This is a genomic window from Rhizobacter sp. J219 (assembly GCF_024700055.1).
Classification (GTDB): Bacteria; Pseudomonadota; Gammaproteobacteria; order Burkholderiales; family Burkholderiaceae_C; genus Rhizobacter.
In genome coordinates, this window is record NZ_JAJOND010000001.1 from 1,994,908 (window position 1) to 2,015,759 (window position 20,852).

At 64.2% G+C, this 20,852-nt stretch carries 16 protein-coding genes, 3 tRNA genes and 2 pseudogenes; 5 read left to right on the forward strand and 16 right to left on the reverse strand.

Annotated features, from left to right (window positions below; translation table 11 throughout):
• Positions 1-169 precede the first annotated feature (169 nt).
• The 4 genes from LRS03_RS09010 to LRS03_RS09025 all read left to right on the forward strand — a co-directional run bounded on the left by LRS03_RS09010 (position 170) and on the right by LRS03_RS09025 (position 5,784).
• A complete protein-coding gene (locus tag LRS03_RS09010) occupies positions 170-1,762 on the forward strand; it encodes a hypothetical protein (protein ID WP_257825117.1) in 1,593 nt (530 codons plus the stop codon).
• A gap of 129 nt (positions 1,763-1,891) precedes the next feature.
• Positions 1,892-2,854: a hypothetical protein gene (locus tag LRS03_RS09015; protein ID WP_257825118.1), complete on the forward strand. Its 963-nt coding sequence runs from the start codon at positions 1,892-1,894 to the stop codon at positions 2,852-2,854.
• Between the two features lie 226 nt (positions 2,855-3,080).
• Complete coding sequence (locus LRS03_RS09020) at positions 3,081-3,362, forward strand: hypothetical protein (RefSeq protein WP_257825119.1); 282 nt, start codon at positions 3,081-3,083, stop codon at positions 3,360-3,362.
• Positions 3,363-4,674: 1,312 nt separating this feature from the next.
• Positions 4,675-5,784: a hypothetical protein gene (locus tag LRS03_RS09025; RefSeq protein ID WP_257825120.1), complete on the forward strand. Its 1,110-nt coding sequence runs from the start codon at positions 4,675-4,677 to the stop codon at positions 5,782-5,784.
• 199 nt (positions 5,785-5,983) lie between these two features.
• On the opposite strand, the gene LRS03_RS09030 is transcribed toward LRS03_RS09025, so the two are convergent.
• Both LRS03_RS09030 and LRS03_RS09035 read right to left on the reverse strand, forming a co-directional pair.
• Complete coding sequence (locus LRS03_RS09030; protein ID WP_257825121.1) at positions 5,984-6,430, reverse strand: hypothetical protein; 447 nt, start codon at positions 6,428-6,430, stop codon at positions 5,984-5,986.
• 50 nt (positions 6,431-6,480) lie between these two features.
• Complete coding sequence (locus LRS03_RS09035) at positions 6,481-6,738, reverse strand: hypothetical protein (protein WP_257825122.1); 258 nt, start codon at positions 6,736-6,738, stop codon at positions 6,481-6,483.
• Positions 6,739-7,160: 422 nt separating this feature from the next.
• Here LRS03_RS09035 and LRS03_RS09040 point away from each other — a divergent pair, with 422 nt between their 5' ends.
• Positions 7,161-7,436: an AlpA family phage regulatory protein gene (locus tag LRS03_RS09040; RefSeq protein ID WP_257825123.1), complete on the forward strand. Its 276-nt coding sequence runs from the start codon at positions 7,161-7,163 to the stop codon at positions 7,434-7,436.
• A gap of 132 nt (positions 7,437-7,568) precedes the next feature.
• Here LRS03_RS09040 and LRS03_RS09045 read toward each other — a convergent pair.
• The 14 genes and pseudogenes from LRS03_RS09045 to LRS03_RS09110 form a co-directional block, all read right to left on the reverse strand.
• Positions 7,569-7,645 (reverse strand) — tRNA-Asp (locus LRS03_RS09045).
• A 38-nt stretch (positions 7,646-7,683) separates the two neighbouring features.
• Positions 7,684-7,759 (reverse strand) — tRNA-Glu (locus tag LRS03_RS09050).
• 55 nt (positions 7,760-7,814) lie between these two features.
• A tRNA-Ala gene (locus tag LRS03_RS09055) sits at positions 7,815-7,890 on the reverse strand.
• Between the two features lie 75 nt (positions 7,891-7,965).
• Positions 7,966-9,358, reverse strand: a pseudogene (gene gltX, locus LRS03_RS09060) (glutamate--tRNA ligase).
• A gap of 20 nt (positions 9,359-9,378) precedes the next feature.
• On the reverse strand, positions 9,379-10,902 hold the full coding sequence (gene purF / locus LRS03_RS09065) for an amidophosphoribosyltransferase (RefSeq protein WP_257825124.1): 1,524 nt from the start codon (positions 10,900-10,902) through the stop codon (positions 9,379-9,381).
• A 31-nt stretch (positions 10,903-10,933) separates the two neighbouring features.
• Positions 10,934-11,452 (reverse strand): CvpA family protein, encoded by a 519-nt coding sequence (locus LRS03_RS09070; RefSeq protein WP_257825125.1) that lies wholly within the window; start codon positions 11,450-11,452, stop codon positions 10,934-10,936.
• Positions 11,453-11,501: 49 nt separating this feature from the next.
• Positions 11,502-12,236: pseudogene (locus LRS03_RS09075) on the reverse strand (SPOR domain-containing protein); the annotation flags it as partial.
• A 69-nt stretch (positions 12,237-12,305) separates the two neighbouring features.
• Positions 12,306-13,607, reverse strand: a complete 1,302-nt coding sequence (gene folC / locus LRS03_RS09080) for a bifunctional tetrahydrofolate synthase/dihydrofolate synthase (RefSeq protein ID WP_257825126.1) — start codon at positions 13,605-13,607, stop codon at positions 12,306-12,308.
• Between the two features lie 73 nt (positions 13,608-13,680).
• Positions 13,681-14,553 carry an acetyl-CoA carboxylase, carboxyltransferase subunit beta gene (accD, locus tag LRS03_RS09085; protein ID WP_257825127.1) on the reverse strand — a complete coding sequence of 291 codons (873 nt, stop codon included), beginning with the start codon at positions 14,551-14,553 and terminating at the stop codon, positions 13,681-13,683.
• A complete protein-coding gene (gene trpA / locus LRS03_RS09090; RefSeq protein WP_257825128.1) occupies positions 14,550-15,377 on the reverse strand; it encodes a tryptophan synthase subunit alpha in 828 nt (275 codons plus the stop codon). Before trpA ends, accD begins: the two co-directional genes overlap by 4 nt.
• Complete coding sequence (trpB, locus tag LRS03_RS09095) at positions 15,374-16,621, reverse strand: tryptophan synthase subunit beta (protein WP_257825129.1); 1,248 nt, start codon at positions 16,619-16,621, stop codon at positions 15,374-15,376. Before trpB ends, trpA begins: the two co-directional genes overlap by 4 nt.
• 14 nt (positions 16,622-16,635) lie before the next feature.
• On the reverse strand, positions 16,636-17,283 hold the full coding sequence (locus LRS03_RS09100) for a phosphoribosylanthranilate isomerase (RefSeq protein WP_257825130.1): 648 nt from the start codon (positions 17,281-17,283) through the stop codon (positions 16,636-16,638).
• Positions 17,280-18,068, reverse strand: coding sequence for a tRNA pseudouridine(38-40) synthase TruA (gene truA, locus LRS03_RS09105; protein WP_257825131.1), 789 nt, complete (start codon positions 18,066-18,068; stop codon positions 17,280-17,282). Before truA ends, LRS03_RS09100 begins: the two co-directional genes overlap by 4 nt.
• 46 nt (positions 18,069-18,114) lie before the next feature.
• Positions 18,115-20,817: a motility hub landmark protein FimV gene (locus LRS03_RS09110; protein WP_257825132.1), complete on the reverse strand. Its 2,703-nt coding sequence runs from the start codon at positions 20,815-20,817 to the stop codon at positions 18,115-18,117.
• Positions 20,818-20,852: the final 35 nt, after the last annotated feature.

Sequence of the window (20,852 nt, forward strand, 5' to 3'; positions counted from 1 at the left end):
TGGCCGCTTTGCCGGCGCTGCCGGTCGTTGCCGCCTATCCGGGCGCTGTCTCACGGGTTCCGTCCGAAGGTGAGTCAGTCGGAATGGTCTACGGTCGGAATGCGAGGGTGCGCGTAGTAAGTGAGGTCGCAACTCGCCGGGATCGAGAGCCGAAAGGGAGATCTCAGCCTTGCTCGCGCTTCTGCCACCCAGGCTTCGACCAATTGAGACCGCCCCTTGGGATGTTGGCTTTGGCGAGATGGGCGTCGAACGTTCGCTGCAGCAAGAGATTGCGAAGCTCCTGCAGCGCACTGAGTACGGTGAAGTGGGTAGGCTTGCCGGAACGTCTCAGGCCAGCGCGGAAGACATCGATGCCGCGATTGGCGTTCTGATCAAGATGAATCCATCCTTGCGAGCTGTCCCTATGGAAAGACTGCGAAGCACAGTTCTTGCCGTGCAGGTTCATCAGGCTCTAGTCCGAGCTAGAGAGACCAACGAGGACTGGCGCAATGCCTCGCTTGAAGCTTTTAGGACCGTCCCTAGCGAGGTTGCCTTAAATGACACCTACTTGAGGCCTGGGGAGGCCCAGGGCGTCTGCACGAAGTACGAGAAGATGTTCCGGTCCTTGAAAGATGGTCTTTCGCGTTCCATAACATTTCGGACCTATGTCGAGCTGGCTGCAGAAAAGCTCGGCATTGAGAGATCGGATCCAGGAGCGGTACAAAGGATTGCGTCCCAGTGGCAGGCCGAGTGTCGGGAATATGAGGTTCTTGCGCAGTCCAATGATCTGAGAAGAAAGCTCGCCGACGACGCATCAAGTGCGGCCACGTCGGGCGACGCCTCTGCTGCGGCAGTGGCATTCAACCAAGTGGTTGACGCTACGAATCTAAGTGACAACGACAAGATTTCATTCAAGAACCTCCGCGTCCGGCTGCGCTCCGTTAGTGTCAACAGCGAGCAAAACAGCGCGAGGGCGCTTGAGAACGTCTACTGGGCAATGCGATCGGATCGCCCTCGGCTTCGATATGAGGGCAAGCTCCTCAAGGTGACTGAACGAGGCCCAAAGTACACGTACGAACAACTCATGAACGACACTCAGCTTCTTCAAGCCAGAGTAGTCGGTCGCGCGAGTGGCAGTTCATCGGGATCTGAGCGCCTCAAATTGGATCTTCTGCTCTTTGATCGCCTATCGAAGCTGGAAGCAAAGGGGATGGTCGACGGCCTCCCAAGTCCTGATGGGGTTGCGCTACTTTCGATCAGTGATCCGCTGCTGCATGAGCGTCATGCACAGGGTCGCGAGATCATCTATCAAGAGATTGGTCAGAAGCTTGCCGAACTCCGGGCGCTAAGGGAGTTGACAGTATTGCGTGATGGCAATGGTGCGGCAGAGCCTGAGATTCTCGGTGTGGTGGTCAGCGTTATGAAGGCTCAAGGAGAACTGGTCGCACCAGGCGATGTGTTGTTCACGTTCTCTCCAAGTATGGGGAGAGAGATCGTTTGGACGCAGCGCGATCGTCCGTCGATCGGGCATGTGGGCCCGTGCAAGGTTAAGGCCAGCGGCCCAGTTCCGCTCTCCCCCGCTGACGACGCCCAACTGCCAGACGACGTTCGTTCTAGTGTGAGGGCTTTTCTCGGCAAGGCTTCAACACTCGTGGCCACCGGCAGACGCTTTCAATGCACGGTACTCAATGCCGAGCGCACTTGGTCTGGGTACGAGATCACTGCAGTAGTAGAAGACGTGGAAGGCTATGCACTCGACGTGACTGAGCTTCGCGGCGGCTAGTGATTCGCGTGCGGCAGTGAAGGCGCTGAGCACGCTTGGTCTTGTCAATGGAGGACCTAGGACGTACCTCCTACTCCTCGCCGGTTCCTTGCCGCTTGGGGGTTCGGCTTCTGTCGAGTTGATCAAGCGATGAAAGCGTTGGCGTTCTCGCTTCTCTTCGTTCTATGTGCAGTGACAATCGGCAGCGCTTGTGCGGACCCGCTGATACCGCGTGCGCAGGCGAGCTCTGGCTACGTTTCCTCGAATGGGCTCGCGACACTCTACACACCAACGGTCAAGCTGACCGAGTCTGCTGTGTTTGACGGGCGGATCCGAAGGTTGATCGATGTCGTCGAGGCCAAGTCCGGGCGATCCGGCGACATCAACAGCGTACGAAGTGTGCGCCTTTGGGAGGCCAGCCGAGTGGATCGCTACGATCCATCCGTTGGCCAGAGACTCATTGCCATTTCGACTGAGAGGCTTGGTCTGATCGATAGATACCAGCTCGTATATGAGTTCCTCAGGTTGAGGGGGGTCGGTGATCCCAAAACGTTGCCAGATGGTTTACGTCGCGGTGGAGAGGACAGTTCCTGGTTCAATGGGAAGGTGACCGGCAACTACGGTGCCGGAGCGGTCTATCAAGCCCTGGAAATTCCCACTCTTGTCTACGAGGCAGCGAACGCTGGCTACCAGCTTGTTCGCGACATTGACTATGGGATCACGCGCTACCGGGATGGGCAGGAGTCGCTCGACGACGTTGTGCGGCGACTCTACAAGCACTTCCCGATTCCGGCCGACGACGCCGCTGGCCGGAGGCAGGTAAGCGCCGGTTACTCTTGGGCATCGACCGTTGCGCAGCAAGATCGGGTTCGGCGGTTTTTGACGCTTACGCGAGGGGAGGAACAGGTGCATGGCAATCAAACAGGTGCGCGGCGAAGCTCTGAGGACCGTTCACGTGACCGCGGTTACTACGGTGGATCTGGAAGGGCCCGCGAGGACTGGGGACCAGCGGATAGGGATGATTGGGGCTCTGGTGGGGATGGGAGCATGAACGAGCTTGACTTCACTGACGACCCCTTCGTTGTGGACCTGAATGAGCCGAGTGGTGATTGAGGCTATAGGCTCAGGCAACACGATTTGTCAGTTCTCGCTGTGGACGCGAAATTTAATAGACGAACGGCGCGGTACCAGCAAACGAGGTGAGCCGGTGACGGTAGGTCTCGAGTGCCGGGCCCTTTACCGGCCACGACAGCTTCTTCAAGCGCCGTTCCCCAGTGCCGTGAGCGTGTCGCCATCCCATCTTGACCCGGCATTGCGGCCGTGATGTTCAGGTGGTGGTATGGGGCCCAACGAAGGCGACACACTCCACGAGGTGGAGTGCGGCCAGCATCAGGAACTTCTCGGCGTCGGTGCGCACCTTCAGCAGGTCGTGGTCACCGAGGTATCCGTAGACGAACGCGAGCAGGTAGCGCTCGGCATGCTCGTCGCAGAAGTGCTGGACGACCTTGTTGACCAGGTCGTCGGCCGTCGTGTGCGCGTGTCCGAACGGCGGTTCGAGAGCAACGAGATCGAGAGGGCGTGTGCCGGCTCAGGGTCGGATTCGACCGATCGTCACCAGTAAGAGCAGTCGTTCCTGGACCCGTCATCGGTTGGCCACACTGGGCTGGCCGGTTAAGAGCGCGCAGCGGTCATTCAGCAGCGGGCATGCGGAAGACCGGTCTGAGCCTTCGCGGTCACCCATCGGCCTAATCCGACCGGCAGCACCCAGTCTAGAGCGGACTTCAGCTCAGTCCAATAAGAGGTCCGCACCCGCTGCGTTGCGGGCCTTCCCAGCACAGGAGGTCGCCCTTCAGCGCGGGCACACCTTGCCTCCCCCGCACCAGAACCACGGATGGCACTCCGTCTTTCAGGCAGCGTCTGCACGTTTGGCGACGCCTGTAGCGTCGGATGGCCAGTACTAACAAGGAGCCCTTCCAAGAGCGTCATCCCACTAGACGACGTAGGTGCACCCACGTGAGACCAGTGGCCACAACTTGGGGTCCAACCGGCCACCCGAGCAAGACCATCGCGGGAGCCGCCGCAACGCGGCGGGGCAAGCGGCCGGCGCCGCGCAGCCCCTGAACCTGCGCCCCCGCCCCAGCGGGGTCAGGTTCAGGCCGGGGGCGCCGCGGACTGGCACAAACGGCCCCAGCCGTTTGAGGCGCCCCAGCGCCGGTGCCTGCCGCGGGGGCGCAGCCCCCGCCTCCCCCGAGCCCTAGGCGCGGGGGAACCCGGGTCTGCGGTGCGGCGTGCAGCCGCAGCCCGAAGGGCCGACTGGAGCGACATGTGCGCAGCACATGACGAGAAAGGAGCCGGCAGAGCCGGGTTCCCCCGCGAAGCGGGGCCCGTGGCCGCAGGTCACGGGAGGGGGAGGCGCGCCCAGCACACTGGCGGTGGCAAGCCCCGCGTCCAGCGGGGCTACGCGGCGTGGGCGGCGTCCAGCCGCCCCGAAGAGCCGCGGGTGCCACAGGGAACCCTGCCATCAAGCAATCCGTCGACTGCTCCGTCATCCCCGCGGACGGAGAGGCATCGGGGGAATTGACGGAGCTCCACAGCTGATGGACTAGCGTACTAGTAGCCAGCAAACGAGCAAACTCTGTTCTAGACATAAGCAAGCTAGTGCACATCACGCTCAATAGCTAGTTGCTAGCAAGTGCGGGTCGACGACGATTTCGAGCAACCCGCGCCCGACAAGAGCGGCAATTTTCAGAACTAATACCCAGCAGCCAGGTGAGCTGCTCTAGACATAAGCAAGCCAGTAGATGGCAGGCTACACGGCTAGTTGCTAGCAACCGCGACTCGAGGACGAAAGTGAGCAGAGGCGGCGTATAAGAAGCATTGCTTTCGGGCGCTCTCGGGTGACAGTGACGGCTCCCACAACTCAACGCCGTCATATGAGCAACAAGGAATCTCTTCTTGCGGGTCCGGCCGCGCGCACCCGTGGACTGGAGAAGGTCCAAAGGGCCCTCGCCCTAATCTACATGACCCACGTGGTCAGTCGCCAGGCACTCGCCACCCTGCTCGACATCGACCTCGATAACGCCAGTCATCTGCTCGCGCGGATGGTGGCGAACGGACTGGTACAGGTCGTAGAGCTGAAGGCAACTTCTGCCCTTCGCGAGCGGATCGTCTGGATGCTGACCCCGAAGGGCGTGGTCGAAGCAACGAGGCACCCAGAAGTTGTGGTTCATCCATATCCGAAGTCCCCTTCTTCCTTGGAGTCTGGTCACCTTGACCACGACGCAGAGGTTGCCCGCACGGCTGCCCGCTTCATGGCGAAAGGAGCGGCCCTCGTCGGCACCCACTACACCCTGCGGGAGGGCCAGAAGGGAAAGAAGGTCGTCGACGCGTTGCTCAACTTCGAAGGACAGGAGTTCGCCATCGAATACGAGCGAACCAAGAAATCCGATCAGGAACTGCAAGACGCACTGCTCGCGGCCATACAACTCAACATAGTCGTGTTCTGGATCTGCGCGCGACAGGAGATCCGCAACAGCATCGGAGAGTTGCTCGCAGATTCCACCTGGCCGCTGTGGTCCAAGGAGCCAGGCAAGAAGTGGGAGAAGACAGGGGTTCGCTATGTCTCGCCCTGGCTGACGTCGAAGCACTTTCTTGTCATGGACGACAAATCGACCACCGGCCTACCACCATCGGAGCTTCTCCATATCGCAAGGGAGACTCGAGATGCTGAGCTGCATGAAGCAACGCTGAAGCTCATGGACGACGGATGGGACAGCGGCAATGTGAATCTGTATGACAGCGACGAGGGCCGACGCTGGTCATTCAATCTGTCATACCGCGGGCGGGCGGGGCTCTTTTCGTTCGAGGTGTTCTCCCAGGATGGCAAGAAGTGGGCCTTGCGGTATGACGACCATTTCATGCGCGGCGACCGAAGAGCGGCGCTGCCCTACTGGCGGACTGCGGCGCTTGGAGCACGGCCCACTGGAGACCTGATCCATGCCGCTGTGTGGACAGCCGAGCACTACAACTACCTGCAGGGTTGAACTGCAGAGTGCAGATATCCACGGGCGGCGTGGCGCCTGCCACGCAGACGCCGCCGGTGGGTATCTCAGCGCCCGGATGTCACCTAGTGCGTCAGCTCCAGATGACGCGAGCAGGAACGGTCTGTTCGTTGAGAGGATTGATCAACGATGGTGATGGGTTCATCCGAGAGTCGAACCTGCCGTCTCATCGCGGCGCGGGCTATCGATTCAGCCCACGCCACCGGGTATGCCCCTTGATGCGCGAAATGACGTCTTCGCCGAGTGCCTCTCGCAAGCGATCGGCGTCAAACGGACTTGAAACGATCCAGTCCGCCGACGTGGCCTTCAGCCATCCCTTCAGAGACTTGATCTTTTGGTCGAACCGCCTGTACTCGCAATGTGCGGCGACCGTCACATCAAGGTGTCCAGGGTACGCAGTGCCTGCATAGCTGAGTTTCAGCAATCTCATCACTCGTTCCCATCGCTTCAGCCAGGATGCTTCAAAGCGCTCTGCCGGAACTGCCTCGACGAAACAAGTCCAATCGCTCACTTGCGTCCAGCCGAGCTGCTTTCGCCAGCTGCGCCGAAGCGCAAGCAGTTGCCGCCTATTCAAACGCCGTTCTTCCATGACTTCTCCATTGGTCAGTGCAGCGAATGCGCTGCGCATGCACCTGCTGGTGCGACTCAATGGAGATGTGAGAAGTTAGTGGGAATGGATCAGCTCTGAACCCTTCTCGCCGTCTCGGCGGCCATCTTGTGGTTGAACGAGCGCTGCACAGTCGCGCGCGCTGCACCTCGCATTGCGATTCGCCACTGACTCACACTCAAGCTCTTTGAAATCAGAGCAGCGCTGGCGATCACATCTGCTTCATCACATTCGGAACCCAGCGCCTGGAGTTGATGACGCTCATGTTCGTTGGCAGGCCTTGCGAACCGGAACCAGATCCACACCAAGGCAAGCGAGACGACGAGCAAGCAAGCCTCGATCACTCAATGCTCTTTCGAGTTTTGGACCTGATCGAGTGCAGCCATTGCGCGCCGGAGTTGCTCGTCCTGAGCCTCTCGACGGCTCAGCCCCTCGGCGCCCATGAGTGATTCGACCTCTTCATTCAGCATTTCGAAGACGGTCTTAATCGATCGATACGCAGTCCACCCCAAGGGAACCTCGCTTCCATCACGAGTTGGATCAACCAGCCGCAGTTCGATTGCGCCCATCCGAGCCCAAGTGCAGTAGCCACGCCGTATCTACGCATGGTGCTTGATTCGTTGGAAGCATGCAAATTCGCCTCCTGCACGTTTATAAGAAGCATTGGTTTTTGACTTGTCTCCCTGATGATGAAGATGCGCTCGCATAGCCCTTTCGACGCTTTGGAGCGCATACGTCTTCGGAGAAAGCTATGCCTGCTGATCGTGTTCCCGAGGCTCTGACGTCAATCGACCGCCCAGCAGAGCTTTCAAACCAGTCACTCAGGGCTGGCGTGTTGTTGCGACTACCCGCTGTCAGTGCACGCGTTGGCATGCGGCGAACCAAGATATACGGACTGATCAAGGACGGAAAGTTTCCGTCGCCAGTGAAGATCGGCAAGGCGAGTGCCTGGGTAGACGAAGAGATCACGCAGTGGATCGTGAACCTCCAGCTTGAGCGCGAGGCAGCGAAGAGACCCCCTCGATGAGATCCACATCTGTCCGCGAACGTCCGCTGGAAGCCGCTCTGAGCCGCAAAACGGTTTACCCCTCGGTTTACCCCTCAGCACGGACAAAGAAAAACGGGTTAGCTCGTTTCCAAGCTAACCCGTTGATTTGTTTGGCGGAGTGGACGGGGCTCGAACCCGCGACCCCCGGCGTGACAGGCCGGTATTCTAACCAACTGAACTACCACTCCAGATGGCTTCTGCATCTCTGCACAAGCGCCATCAAACTTGGCGTCCCCTAGGGGATTCGAACCCCTGTAATCACCGTGAAAGGGTGGTGTCCTAGGCCTCTAGACGAAGGGGACTTAAACCTTCGCAATCTCTTTCGAGATTCTCTTGAACCGTGCGCCACCGTTTTGTTGGTGGAGGTAAGCGGGATCGAACCGCTGACCTCTTGCATGCCATGCAAGCGCTCTCCCAGCTGAGCTATACCCCCGTGGTGTTTTGCAAAACTTCTGCAAACTTCAACGAGTCACACTGTTCAAGCGAGACCGCGATTATAGACAGATTTTCAGGCCTGCTGCAAACGCGAAAGAACGGTGTCTTTCGGGAACAGTTCGAGCACTGCATCGAGCGACGGCGTCTGCGCGCGACCGCACACCAGCACACGCACGGCATGCGCCAGCTGGGGCATTTTCAGGCCGTGAGCGACCAGTGTTTCCTTGATCGCCGCAGCGATGGCGGGCTTGGCCCATTCGGCACCTTCGAACTTGCTGCGCAGCGTGGGAATGGCCGGCTTCACGAGCTCGGTGACATGGGCAGCCAGGTCTTCGGCAGTGGGTGACACTTCGGAGAAATACATCTGCACCCAGTCGGCCAATTCGACGGTCGTGCTACAGCGATCCTTGAAGAGGGGCACCGTGCGGGCCACGGCCGCGACCGTGACGTCGATGCCGCGGCGCTTCAGTTGGTCGACCACGAGCGACGACAGGCGCTGCTCGTCGATGGTCTTGATGTAGTGCGCGTTGACCCAGGCGAGCTTGGCGGCGTCCCATTGGGCCGGGCTCTTCGACAGGTGCGAGCCGTCGAACCACGAGATGAACTGCTCGCGCGTGAAGAGCTTCTTCGTCGCCATGGCTCCAGCCCAGGCGCGCGAGGTAGTTGAGCATGCCTTCTGGCAGGAAGCCGTTTTCTTCGTAGGCCGTGACGCTCACCGCGCCGCGGCGCTTCGAGAGCTTCTGGCCGTCGTCGCCGAGGATCACCGGCACGTGGCCGAAATGCGGCAGCGGTGCACCGAGCGCGTTGAAGATGTTGATCTGCCAGGGCGTGTTGTTGACGTGCTCGTCGCCACGGAAGACATGGCTGATCTGCATGTCCCAGTCATCGACCACCACGGCGAAGTTGTAGGTGGGCACGCCGTCGGCGCGCATGATGATCAGGTCGTCGATCTCATGGTTGGAGATGGTGATCGGACCCTTGCAGAGGTCATTCCAGGTGACGACGCCATCCTTCGGGTTGGCGAAGCGGATCACCGGCTGCACACCCGCCGGCGGCTCGGGCAGGACCTTGCCGGGCTCGGGACGCCAGCGACCGTCGTAGTGGGTCTTCTCGCCGCGCGCTTTTTGCGCTTCGCGCATCACGTCAAGTTCGGCCGGCGTCGTGTAGCAGCGATAGGCCTGACCCTTCGCGATCATCTGGTCGACGACTTCGCGGTAGCGGCCCAGACGCTGCATCTGGTAGACCGGGCCTTCGTCGTAGTCGAGGCCGAGCCATTTCATCGACGCGAGGATCTGGTCGACGGAATCCTGCGTCGAACGGGCGACGTCGGTGTCTTCGATGCGCAGCACGAACTCGCCGCCATGGTGGCGGGCATAGCCCCACGAATACAGGGCGGTGCGAGCCGTGCCGAGATGCAGAAAGCCGGTGGGCGACGGAGCGATGCGGGTGCGGATCTTTTGGGTCATGCCTTCGGGGTACGGGCGGGTCAGGAACGCTCGTTGGTGCTTTGCAGGGCCAGCCGCGTGCGGTCGTTGCCCTCTTCTTCATCGGGCTGCGACGAGCGCTGCGAGGCCATTGCGTCGAAGTCGGCGCTCGAAACGTCACCCGTCACGTAGTGGCCGTCAAAGCAAGACGCTTCAAAGCCGCTGAGCTTGCCGTTGAGCGCTCCCACCACCTTCTTCATCGCGTCCACGTCCTGATAGATCAGCGCATCGGCACCGATGAACTCGCGGATCTCTTCGATGCTGCGGTTGTGGGCGATCAACTCTTCCTTCGTCGGCATGTCGATGCCGTAGACGTTCGGGTAGCGCACCGGCGGCGCAGCCGAGGCCATGTAGACCTTGCGGGCACCGGCATCGCGCGCCATCTGCACGATCTCCTTCGAGGTGGTGCCGCGCACGATGGAGTCGTCGACCAGCAGCACGTTGCGGCCCTTGAACTCCATCCCGATGGTGTTGAGCTTCTGGCGCACCGACTTCTTGCGCATGCCCTGCCCCGGCATGATGAAGGTGCGGCCGACGTAGCGGTTCTTCACAAAGCCTTCGCGGTACGGCTTGCCGAGCTTTTGCGCGAGCTGCATGGCCGAGGGGCGGCTCGATTCCGGAATGGGAATCACCACGTCGATCTCGTTCGGGCGGATGGTAGAGATCACGCGTTGCGCCAGCGTCTCGCCCATGTTCAGGCGGGCCTGGTAGACCGAAATGCCGTCCATCACCGAATCGGGCCGCGCGAGGTAGACGAACTCGAACATGCAGGGATTGAGCGTGGGCGTCTCCGCGCATTGCCTAGCGTGCACGTTGCCGTCGAGGTCGATGAAGATCGCCTCACCCGGCGCGACGTCGCGCGTCACGGTGTGGCCGGTGCCTTCGATGGCCACCGATTCGCTAGCCACCATCACCTCGCGGCCCTCGGCCGTCACGCCCTCACCGAATACCAGCGGCCGGATGCCATACGGATCGCGGAACGCGAGCAGGCCGTGGCCGGCGATCAGCGCCACCACCGCGTACGAGCCCTTGATGCGCTTGTGAACGGCGCTCACGGCCTTGAAGATCTCGTCGGGTGTGAGCGGCAGGTCGCGCGCCGCCATTTCCAGCTCGTGCGCGAGCACGTTGATCAGCACCTCGGTATCGCTGGTGGTGTTGATGTGGCGGCGGTCGATGGCGAAGAGTTCTTCCTTCAGCGCCAGGGCATTGGTCAGGTTGCCGTTGTGCACGAGCACGATGCCGAAGGGCGCATTCACGTAGAAAGGCTGCGCCTCTTCCTCGCTGTAGGCGTTGCCCGCCGTCGGGTAGCGCACCTGGCCCAGGCCCACCGGGCCCGGCAGCGCCCGCATGTTGCGGGTGCGGAACACGTCGCGCACCATGCCCCGCGCCTTGTGCATGAAGCACTTGGTGCCCTGCATCGTGACGATGCCCGCAGCGTCCTGCCCACGGTGCTGCAAAAGCAGCAGCGCGTCGTAGATCAGCTGGTTGACCGGGCTCTTGGAGATGACGCCGACGATGCCACACATGATCAGAAATCCTTGGGAAATGCCTTGGGAATCAGCGAGCCCCGCCCGATGCGGCCGGCACGTGGTTCGGAAGATGGGTCGAAAGTTGGGGCGGAAGCAAGGGACGCAAGCCGTCCAGCGCCGAATGGAGCCACTGTGCCCCTTGCGAGGCCCGCCAGGGAGGCGATTTGGCGAGTGGTGTGACCATGATCACGGTCGCAGCCGCTAGCAGCAGCACCAGCCCGCGCAGAAGGCCGAAACCCGCGCCAAGCGCCCGATCGGGAAGGCTGAGCGGCGACGCATGGATGAGAAAGCGCAGCAGACGGGACACGATCGCCCACAGCAGCAGCACGGCAATGAAGAGGGCGACGAAGCCCACTGCATGGTTGACCGCCGAGCCGGGTTTGCCGACCGGAATGTGCACCGCCACGTCGGCGGCAAACCAACGCGCCACCAGATAGGCCACCAGCCAACCAGCGAGCGACAGGACCTCGAACACGAAGCCACGCACCAGCCCGACGATCACCGAGATCGCCAGGATGCCCAGCATGACGAGGTCCACCCATTGCATGGCCTGTCGTCAGAGCGTGTAGACCGCCGAGCCTCAGGCCGGCCGACTTGATCTTGGTGGACGCCTTCTCGGCTTCGTCGCGCGACGCAAAGGGCCCGACACGCACGCGGATGCGCTTGCCGGTGGAGGTTTCGACCAACTGGGTGTAGGTCTTGAGCCCGAGCTTCTCGACCTTCTGGCGCGCTTCGCGTGCCGCGGTGACTTCGGCAAAAGCACCAACCTGCACGACGAAGCGCCCGTCTGCGACAGCAGGCTTGGAGGCGGCGGGCTTGCCTTCGAGCAGCGCCTGGGCACGCGCGCCTTCGGCAGCGGGTTTGGCCTCCGGTTTCGCGGCCGGCTTGGCTTCGGCAGGCGGTTTTGGTTCTGTGGGCTTGGGCTCGGGCTTGGGTTCTGGTTTGGGCACCGGCACCGCGGGCGTCGCGGGCACCGACGCGGCCGGCGCCACTTCACGACCCGCTTCCGCAGGCGTCTCGGTGATGACAGAGGGCGCAGGCGAGGCGACCGTGGCACGCGGGGTCGGCGTGGTGCGTGCGGGTGTGGCAGCCGGCACGCTGCCGTCCTTGCGGGCGATCTCGATCGGCGTGTTGCCGGGCAGAGGCCGCGGCTGCGTCTCGAACAGCAAGGGGAACCCAATCACGCCGGCTGCCACCAGCACCACCGCGCCGACGAGCCGTTGCCGCGCGCGGGTGCGGGCTTGCTGCACCGAGTCGACCGACTCGGGCAGGCCCACCGGCCTCGCGGCGGGCTCGCCAGACTTGCGCTTCAGAAATGACAGCAGACCCATGCAGTGCTGGTTCGAAGTGGCTCGAGGACTGTCGAGCTTCGCGGGCCACGAAGGCCCGACGGATGGTGATCAGCTGAGGTGCTTGGCAGACAACCGGGGCAGGCCATCTTTGAGCACGCCGCCCACGGTGTAGAACGAGCCGAAGACCACGATTCTATCAGTGGGGTCTGCTGCGGCGACCGCCGCACGGAGTGCTTCCGAAGGGCTTGCATGCATTGACGTCGTCACCGGCCCAGGCCCCTTGGGCGCCAGCGCGCGGTGCAAGTCGGCGAGCTGCTGCGCCGGCGCTGCACGCGGGATCGGCAGATCGCAAAAATACCAGTGGTCGACCAGCGGCGCCATCCGCGTGAAGATGGCCGCCATGTCCTTGTCGGCCATCACGCCGAAGACGGCATGCGTGCGCGGGAAGAAGCCCATCTGGTCGAGGTTTTCGAATAGCGCGCCAACCGCGTGCGGGTTGTGGGCCACATCGAGCACGAGCGTCGGCTGGCCGGGCACGATCTGAAAGCGGCCTGGCAACTCCAGTGTCGCAAGGCCGCTGCGGATGGCCTGCGCGTTGATCGGCAATCGGTCACGCAAGGCCTCGAACGCCGCAATCGCGCCCGAGGCGTTGAGCAACTGGTTCGCGCCACGCAAGGCCGGGTAAGCCAGCCCGCTGTAGCGGCGGCCACGGCCGGCCCAGCCCCACTGCTGCTTGTCGCCGGCGAAGTTGAAGTCGACGCCGATCTGCCAGAGATGGGCGCCCACGCTCCTTGCGTACTCACCCACGCTGGCAGGCGGCACCGGGTCGCTGAAGATCGCGGGCCTGCCCGGCCGCATGATCGCCGCCTTCTCGCGGCCGATGGCCTCGCGGTCGGGGCCGAGGTATTCCATGTGGTCAAGCGCGATGCTGGTGATGACGGCGCAGTCGGTGTCGATCACGTTCACCGTGTCGAGCCGGCCGCCCAGGCCCACCTCCAGGATCACCAGGTCCAAGTCCGCCATTGAGAGCAGGCGAAATATCGCCAGGCTGGTGAACTCGAAGTAGGTAAGCGGCATGTCCCCGCGCGCCTTTTCCACCGCTTCGAAGTGCGGCAGCAGGTCGTTGGCCGACACCATCGCGCCGTTGACGCGACAGCGCTCTTCGAAATGCACGAAGTGCGGCTTGATGTAGAGCCCGACCTTGTAGCCCGCATGCAGGCCGATCGACTCGATCATCGTGCAGGTCGAGCCCTTGCCGTTGGTGCCCGCGACGGTGATGACCGGCACCTTGAACTCAAGGTTCAGGCGGCGCTTCATCTCCTCGCTGCGTGCGAGGCCCATGTCGATGTTCTTGGGGTGCAGGCGCTCGCAGTGATCGAGCCATTCGGCCAGCGTGGTGGGCAAGGTCATGGGACTTGGAGGGAGATTTCGGAATGCACAAGGGCGGCCGAAGCCGCCCTTGCCATGTGACGACGCTTGAAGGTCAGGCCACCGCGTCGGCGCTTTGCCGCTGCAGCATCGCGATCGACTTCGCGATCACGCCGCGCAGCTCGCGGCGGTCGACGATGGCGTCGATGGCACCGGTCTGCATCAGGAACTCAGCACGCTGGAAGCCTTCGGGCAGCTTCTCGCGCACGGTGTCGGCGATCACGCGCGGGCCAGCAAAGCCGATCAGCGCCTTGGGTTCGGCGATCACCATGTCGCCCATGAAGGCAAAGCTGGCCGACACGCCGCCCATCGTCGGGTCGCACAGCACGCTGATGTAGGGCAGCTTGCTCTTCGAGAGGTGCGTGAGGGCCGCGTTGGTCTTGGCCATCTGCATCAGGCTCAAGAGGCCTTCCTGCATGCGCGCGCCGCCGGTGGCGGTGAAGCTGATGAAGGGCACCTTCTGTTCGACGGCCATCTCGACGCCGCGCACGAAACGCTCGCCGACCACCGAGCCCATCGAGCCGCCCATGAAGTCGAATTCGAAGCAGGCCGCCACCACCGGGATGGTGTGCAGCGCGCCGCCCATCACCACCAGCGCATCGGTCTCGCCGGTGGTTTCCATCGCCTGCTTGAGCCGCTCGGGGTAGCGCTTGCTGTCCTTGAACTTGAGGGCGTCGACCGGCACCACCTCCTGGCCGATCTCGTAGCGACCTTCGCCGTCGAGGAAGGCGTTCAAACGGGCACGCGCGCCGATGCGGTGGTGGTGGGCGCACTTGGGGCAGACGTTGAGGTTCTGCTCGAGGTCGTTCTTGTAGAGCACCGTCTCACACGACGGGCACTTGATCCACAAGCCTTCGGGGACGGTGCGCCGCTCGGCCGGGTCGGTCTGCTGGATCTTGGGGGGCAGCAGTTTTTCAAGCCAACTCATGCGGGATCTCCTTTCAGGGAATCGAGGGCCGCGCGGATCTCGGCGATGAACGCCGCGCCGGCGGAAACGACATTGTCGCGCGTTTGGGTTTCAAGCAGGCTCACGATGCGGGCACCGATCACGACGGCATCGGACACTGCGCCCACGGCCTTGGCCGTTTCGGCGTCCCGGATGCCGAAACCCACGCCGACCGGCACCTTCACGTGCGCGCGGATGCGAGGCAAGGCCTCGGCGACGGAACGCGTGTCGATCGCGCCGGAGCCGGTCACGCCCTTCAGCGACACGTAGTAGACGAAGCCGGTGGCGACACGGGCGACGTCCTTGATGCGTTGTTCGGTGGAGGTGGGGGCGAGCAGGAAGATCGGATCGGAATCGGCGGCCCTCATCTGCGCCGCGAAGGCCTCGCACTCCTCGGGCGGATAGTCGACGACGAGCACGCCGTCGACGCCCGCCGCCTTCGCGTCACGGACGAAGGCGCCCTCGCCTGCACGCTGGTCGTAGCGCTCGATCGGGTTGGCATAGCCCATCAGCACGATGGGTGTTGTGTCGTTGCTGTGGCGGAACTCGCGCACGAAGTCGAGCACCTGCGGCATCCCGATACCCTTGGCCAAGGCGCGCTCGCCGGCGCGCTGGATCACCGGGCCGTCGGCCATCGGGTCGGAGAACGGCACACCGAGTTCGATCACGTCGGCACCGGCCTTCGCCATGGCGAGCAACAGCTCGACCGTCGCGTCGGGGAACGGGTCACCTGCGGTCACGTAGGGGATCAGCGCCTTGCGGCCCTGCGCCTTGAGTGCGGCCAGCACGGACTGGATGCGGCTCATTGGGCGCCCTTCACCGTGCGACCGGCCTGCGAGGGGCGGTCGAAGTACTCGGCGCCGGAGAGGTCGGCGACGGTGCCGATGTCCTTGTCGCCACGCCCGGAGAGGTTCACCAGCAGATGCTGGTCGGGCCGCATGGCCGGCGCCATCTTGATGGCCTGCGCGACAGCATGAGCCGACTCGAGCGCCGGAATGATGCCTTCGGTGCGACACAGGCGATGGAAGGCCGCGAGCGCCTCGTCATCGGTGATGCCGACGTATTCGGCGCGGCCGATGTCCTTGAGGTAGGCATGCTCGGGGCCGACGCCGGGGTAGTCGAGACCGGCCGAGATGGAGTGCGTCTCGGTGATCTGCCCGTTGTCGTCTTGCAGCAGGTAGGTCCGGTTGCCGTGCAGCACGCCGGGGGTGCCCCGGCTGATGCTGGCAGCGTGCTTGCCGGAATCGAGGCCCTGGCCAGCGGCTTCGACGCCGATCAAGCGTGTCTTCTCGTGCGGGATGTAGGGGTAGAAGATGCCCATCGCATTCGAGCCCCCGCCCACGGCGGCGATCACCGCATCGGGCTGGCGGTTGATCATCTCGGGCATCTGCACCAGGCACTCGTCACCGATGACGCGCTGGAAGTCGCGCACCATCGCCGGGTAAGGATGGGGGCCGGCCACGGTGCCGATGATGTAGAAGGTGTTCTCGATGTTGGTGACCCAGTCGCGCATCGCCTCGTTGAGCGCGTCCTTCAAGGTCTTGGAGCCGCTTTCCACCGGCACGACTCGTGCGCCGAGCAGGTTCATGCGGTAGACGTTGGGCGACTGGCGCTTCACGTCTTCGCTGCCCATGTAGACCACGCACTCCATGCCATAGCGTGCGCAGACGGTGGCCGTGGCCACGCCATGCTGACCGGCGCCGGTTTCGGCGATCACGCGCGGCTTGCCCATGCGGCGCGCGAGCAGCGCCTGGCCGATGGTGTTGTTGACCTTGTGCGCGCCGGTGTGGTTCAAGTCTTCGCGCTTCAGGTAGATCTGTGCACCGCCCAGCTCTCGGCTCAGACGGGCGGCGTGGTAGATCGGGCTCGGGCGGCCGACGAAGTGCTTGAAGTTCTCGTACGCGAACTCGGCGACGAACGCTGGGTCCTTGCGGGCCGCTTCATAGGCGGCGTTGGACTCATCGAGCGCGTGGATCAGGGTTTCGGCGACGAAGGTGCCGCCATAGGGCCCGAAATGCCCGCGGGCGTCGGGCTGCTGGTAGTTCAACATCTGGTGTCTCGCTTTCAGGTGGCTGAGTCTGCGATGCGCGCATCCGCGTCGCGGACGGCCTCGCAAAACCGGCGTATGGCTGCGGCATCCTTGATGCCTTTAGCAGCCTCGACGCCGGAGCTGACGTCAACGGCCGAGGGCCGTACCTGAAGAATCCCTTGGGTCACATTTCCGGCATGCAACCCACCAGACAAAACGACTGGACGGGGCACGTTTGAGGGAATCTGAGACCAATCGAAGACCTTTCCGCTGCCGCCATAACCCTCGACGTGGGCGTCGAGCAACAGACCCTGGGCATGGGGGTACTGGGCGGCAAAGTCTAACAAATCGAAGCCCGAAGACATGCGAGCGGCGCGCAGGAAAGGCCTGCCCGCATCACGGCATTGGGCCGGGGTCTCGTCACCGTGAAATTGCAGCATCGCATCGGGAATCGCCTCGACGGCCCTGGCCACCTCGTCGGCCGGCGCGTTGACCAGCAACACCACCGGTGTCACGAAGGGCGGCAGCCGGCGCGCCAGCATCGCCGCGCGGTCGATCGCGACATGGCGCGGGCTCTTGGCGTAAAGGACAAAACCGACGGCGTCGGCACCCGCCTCGACGGCCGCATCGAGGTCGGCTTCGCGGGTCAGGCCGCAGATCTTGATTCGGGTACGAGCGCTCATGCGTGGGGCAGCCAGTCGATTGCCGGCGTGTGGGTCGGCAGGTTCAGGCTGGCATCGTAGTACGGGCCCACGAAGTACAGCCCGGCCGCGGCAAAGGTAGGCGCGGCGGCGTCGCGCGAACGTGCTGCCAGCACCTCGCGCATCCAATCGGCTGGCCGCTGGCCGCTGCCGATGGCGACCAGGCACCCCATGATGTTGCGCACCATGTGGTGTAGGAAGGCGGAACCATCGAAATCGAAGCGCCAGTAGGCGCCATGGCGGCTCACCGAGAGCGCGCGCAGCTCCTTCACCGGCGATGCCGCCTGGCATTCGGCCGAACGGAAGCTGCTGAAGTCGTGCTCGCCGACGAGCACCTCCGCGGCCTCGCGCATGGGCTCGGCGTGCAAGGGCCGAAACACCCAGCCGACAGCACCCTGCTCCAGGGCCGGTCGCACAGGGGACTCCAACAGCACATACGCGTATCGGCGGCCACGCGCACTGTTGCGCGCATGGAAGTCGTCGCCGACCTCGCGGCACCACTGCACGGCGATGTCGGGCGGCAAGTACCGATTGGTGCCACGCACCCATGAAAACGGCTCGCGCTCCACGGGCGCGTCAAGGTGGACGACCTGGTTGAGACCATGCACGCCGGCATCGGTGCGCCCGGCGCACAAGGTGCGAATCGGCACCGCTGCGAACTGCGACAGCGCCGATTCGAGATGGTCCTGCACCGTGTTGCCGCCCGGCTGGCTCTGCCAGCCGGCATAGGCCTGGCCTCGGTAGGCAACCCCCAAGGCCAGTCTCACGTCACGTCTCCGCGCCACCGGTCAGCGGCGCGCCCTGCCGAACCGGTCAACCCAGCTCGTTGAGCATGGCCTGGGCGCGGTTCTTGACCGCACCGCTCGACTTCGCCACCACTTCCTGCAGCAGGTCGCGAGCACCTTCCATGTCGCCGATCTGGCGGAACTCTTCGGCCAGTTCGAGCTTGCGGGCGATCGGGTCGGCCCCGTCGTCGACCGGCTCGCCAAGGTCGATCGTGCCGAAGTCGTCGGCTGCCGGCGCCGCAGCGGCCTTCGGCTGGGCAATCGTGCTCTCGTCACCGAGGTCGAGCGAGATGCTGCCGAGGTCGAAGTCCATGGACTGCGAAGCAGGGGCCGGAGCCGGGGCAGGCACCGGCGGCAGGTTGAAGCTCATGGCATCGAAAGCCGGCGCGGGTGCCGGAGCGGGCGGAGGCACAGGCACCGGCTGAGTGCGCTCGTCGAGGCGCACAGCCGGGGCAGGCGCGGCGTCTGCGCCGCCCAGATCGAGATCGAGGTCCAGGCCACCGCCACCGGTGGTGTCGAAGCCGCTGCCCGAATTGCCGCTGGCGCCGAATTCGGACGGCGAAGGCAGCACCGACTGCGGCATCGTGCTCGCACCGAGCAACTCGGCCGCCGGACGGCCCTCGCCCTCCACGGTCGCGGGCTTGCCGCCCGGCTGGTACAGCGGGTTCTCGGGGTCGATCTGCAGGCCGATTTCCTGGGCCTTGGCCCAGTCTTCGCCCTGCCCGCCCGTCAGGCCGTAGAGCTGCGTGGCCAGGAGCTCGAAGCCCTTGGTGTCACGGCGCTTGGCGTAGACCTCCAGCAGCTTGGTGCGGATGGCCAGGCGCTCGGGGCTCGCGCGCATCGCTTCCTTGAGGATCTCCTCGGCTTGCAGATCACGCCCGTAGGCGAGATACACATCGGCCTCGGCGACCGGATCCACGTCGCCGATCGCATCGAGCTGGCTCAGCGAGTAGCTCATCGACGACGACGCACCGCCCGCATCGCGGGTGTCGATGCGCTGGCCACCGCTGGCGCCGAAGAACGAATCAGGCTGCAGGCGGCTTTCGAGGAACGAGGTCTCGCCGCTGTCCTTCTTGGCGCGCTTGGTGAAGCGATAGATGCCGAAGCCGGCCAGCAGGGCGATCAGCGCGGCACCCGCGGCCAGCACCAGCGGGTTGTCTTCCAGCAGCGAAGCGAACAGCCCCGGCGGCTCGGCGGCGGGAGCGGCCACCGGCGGACGCACCGCAGGGCGCGAAGCCGCCACCATCGGTGCGCTGGCCGCAGCCACGCTCGCGGCCGAGGCCGCAGCGACCACTGCCGGAGCCGAAGCCACTGCCGCGGGAACGGACGCCGGTGCCGATGCGGGCGCTGCAGCAATCACCGGTGCCGCCGGTGCAGGCGCAGGTGCCGGCGGGGGTGGAGGCGGAGGAGGCGGAGGAGGCGGAGGAGGCGGCGGGGGCGGAGGCGGAGCCACCGGCTTGGCCGGCGCCACTGGCGGGGTCGGCAGGGCTACCGGCGGTTTCACCGCAGGCGCTTGCGCGGTCGTGGTGGGAGCCGGCGCAGCCGCCTTGCCACCAGCCGCAGCCGACGCGCCGGACAGCTTCTTCAGCTCCTCGACGTTCTTCGACAATTCGGCCACGCGTGCACTCGCGTCCTTCTTCTCGCGCTCCTTGGAGAGGCGATCTTCCGGGCCCGACGCCTTGCCCGCCGTGCCCTTGCTCAGCGTGAGCTTGTCAGGCGTGGGTGCTGCGGAGGCCTTGCGGTCTTCGACCGACGACTGCACCTTGCCACCCGCTTGACGAGACGGTGCGTCCGCCGGAGCCACAGGGGCGGCAGAGGCCAGACGCTGGCGATAGGTGCCGAAATCGGCGCTCTGCGCCTGGATCATCTGACGTGCCTCGGCCGGGGTGATGGCCTTGGCGGTTTCCGCCGACGGCACGCTCAACACCACGCCCGACTTCAGCCGGTTCATGTTGCTGTTGACGAAGGCCTCCGGATTGGCCTGGTAAAGCGAGGCCAGCATCTGGTCAAGCGAGACGCCCGGCCGCTGGGTGCGGCCTGCAATGCGCGACAGCGTGTCACCCGGCTTGACCTTGTACTCGTCGGCGCCCACGGCGTCACCAGAGGGCGCCGCGGAGGGCGCGCGCGTCACGGCGGGCTTGCGGGGCTCCGCCGGCTCGGACGACGGGGCCGGCGCCGCAGCGCGCGGAGACGGCGACGTGCGACGGAATGGTTCTGCCGAGGCAGGAGGAGCCACAGGAGCCGCCGGTGCCGGCGTGATGACCGGCGCGGTGGTCGTGGCGGCCGGCGGCACCGGGGCTGCGGCCACGCGGGTCGACGGAGGATCGAGCAGCAAGGTGTACTCGCGCACCAGACGGCCGGTCGACCAGGTGATCTCCAGGATCACGTCCACGAAGGGCTCTTGCACGGCGCGGTCGCTCGACAGCGTCAACACCGCACGACCATCCGGGCGACGTTGCAGCACGACCTGCGTGCCGGGCAGCACCGGGTTGTAGTCAACACCCGCCGCACGGTACGACTCGGGAGGCGCTACACGCACGTTGAAGTTCGACGCTTCCTCGGGCGTGAGGCTCGTGACCTCGATCTCGGCCTTCAAGGTTTCGCCCAACGCCGACTGCACGTTCAAGCGCCCCAGGCCAAGCGCCAACGCGTTCGAGGCGAAGAGGCACATCGCGGCGAAGGCCGCTCCGGTCAGAGCGAATCGCCCTGTGTACAGCGAGTTTCTTTTCAAGGCGTCTCCCAATAGGAAGGGGGTGGAACCGAGCG

Excerpts from the sequence above, each read along its gene's own strand:
- LRS03_RS09070 (WP_257825125.1), bottom strand. The coding sequence starts at position 11,452 with ATGCAATGGGTGGACCTCGTCATGCTGGGCATCCTGGCGATCTCGGTG.
- purF (WP_257825124.1), bottom strand. The coding sequence starts at position 10,902 with ATGTGTGGCATCGTCGGCGTCATCTCCAAGAGCCCGGTCAACCAGCTG.
- trpB (WP_257825129.1), bottom strand. The coding sequence starts at position 16,621 with ATGTTGAACTACCAGCAGCCCGACGCCCGCGGGCATTTCGGGCCCTAT.
- trpA (WP_257825128.1), bottom strand. The coding sequence starts at position 15,377 with ATGAGCCGCATCCAGTCCGTGCTGGCCGCACTCAAGGCGCAGGGCCGC.
- LRS03_RS09015 (WP_257825118.1), top strand. The coding sequence starts at position 1,892 with ATGAAAGCGTTGGCGTTCTCGCTTCTCTTCGTTCTATGTGCAGTGACA.
- LRS03_RS09020 (WP_257825119.1), top strand. The coding sequence starts at position 3,081 with ATGGGGCCCAACGAAGGCGACACACTCCACGAGGTGGAGTGCGGCCAG.
- LRS03_RS09040 (WP_257825123.1), top strand. The coding sequence starts at position 7,161 with ATGCCTGCTGATCGTGTTCCCGAGGCTCTGACGTCAATCGACCGCCCA.
- LRS03_RS09100 (WP_257825130.1), bottom strand. The coding sequence starts at position 17,283 with ATGAGCGCTCGTACCCGAATCAAGATCTGCGGCCTGACCCGCGAAGCC.
- accD (WP_257825127.1), bottom strand. The coding sequence starts at position 14,553 with ATGAGTTGGCTTGAAAAACTGCTGCCCCCCAAGATCCAGCAGACCGAC.
- LRS03_RS09025 (WP_257825120.1), top strand. The coding sequence starts at position 4,675 with ATGAGCAACAAGGAATCTCTTCTTGCGGGTCCGGCCGCGCGCACCCGT.
- folC (WP_257825126.1), bottom strand. The coding sequence starts at position 13,607 with ATGACCTTGCCCACCACGCTGGCCGAATGGCTCGATCACTGCGAGCGC.
- LRS03_RS09030 (WP_257825121.1), bottom strand. The coding sequence starts at position 6,430 with ATGCGCAGCGCATTCGCTGCACTGACCAATGGAGAAGTCATGGAAGAA.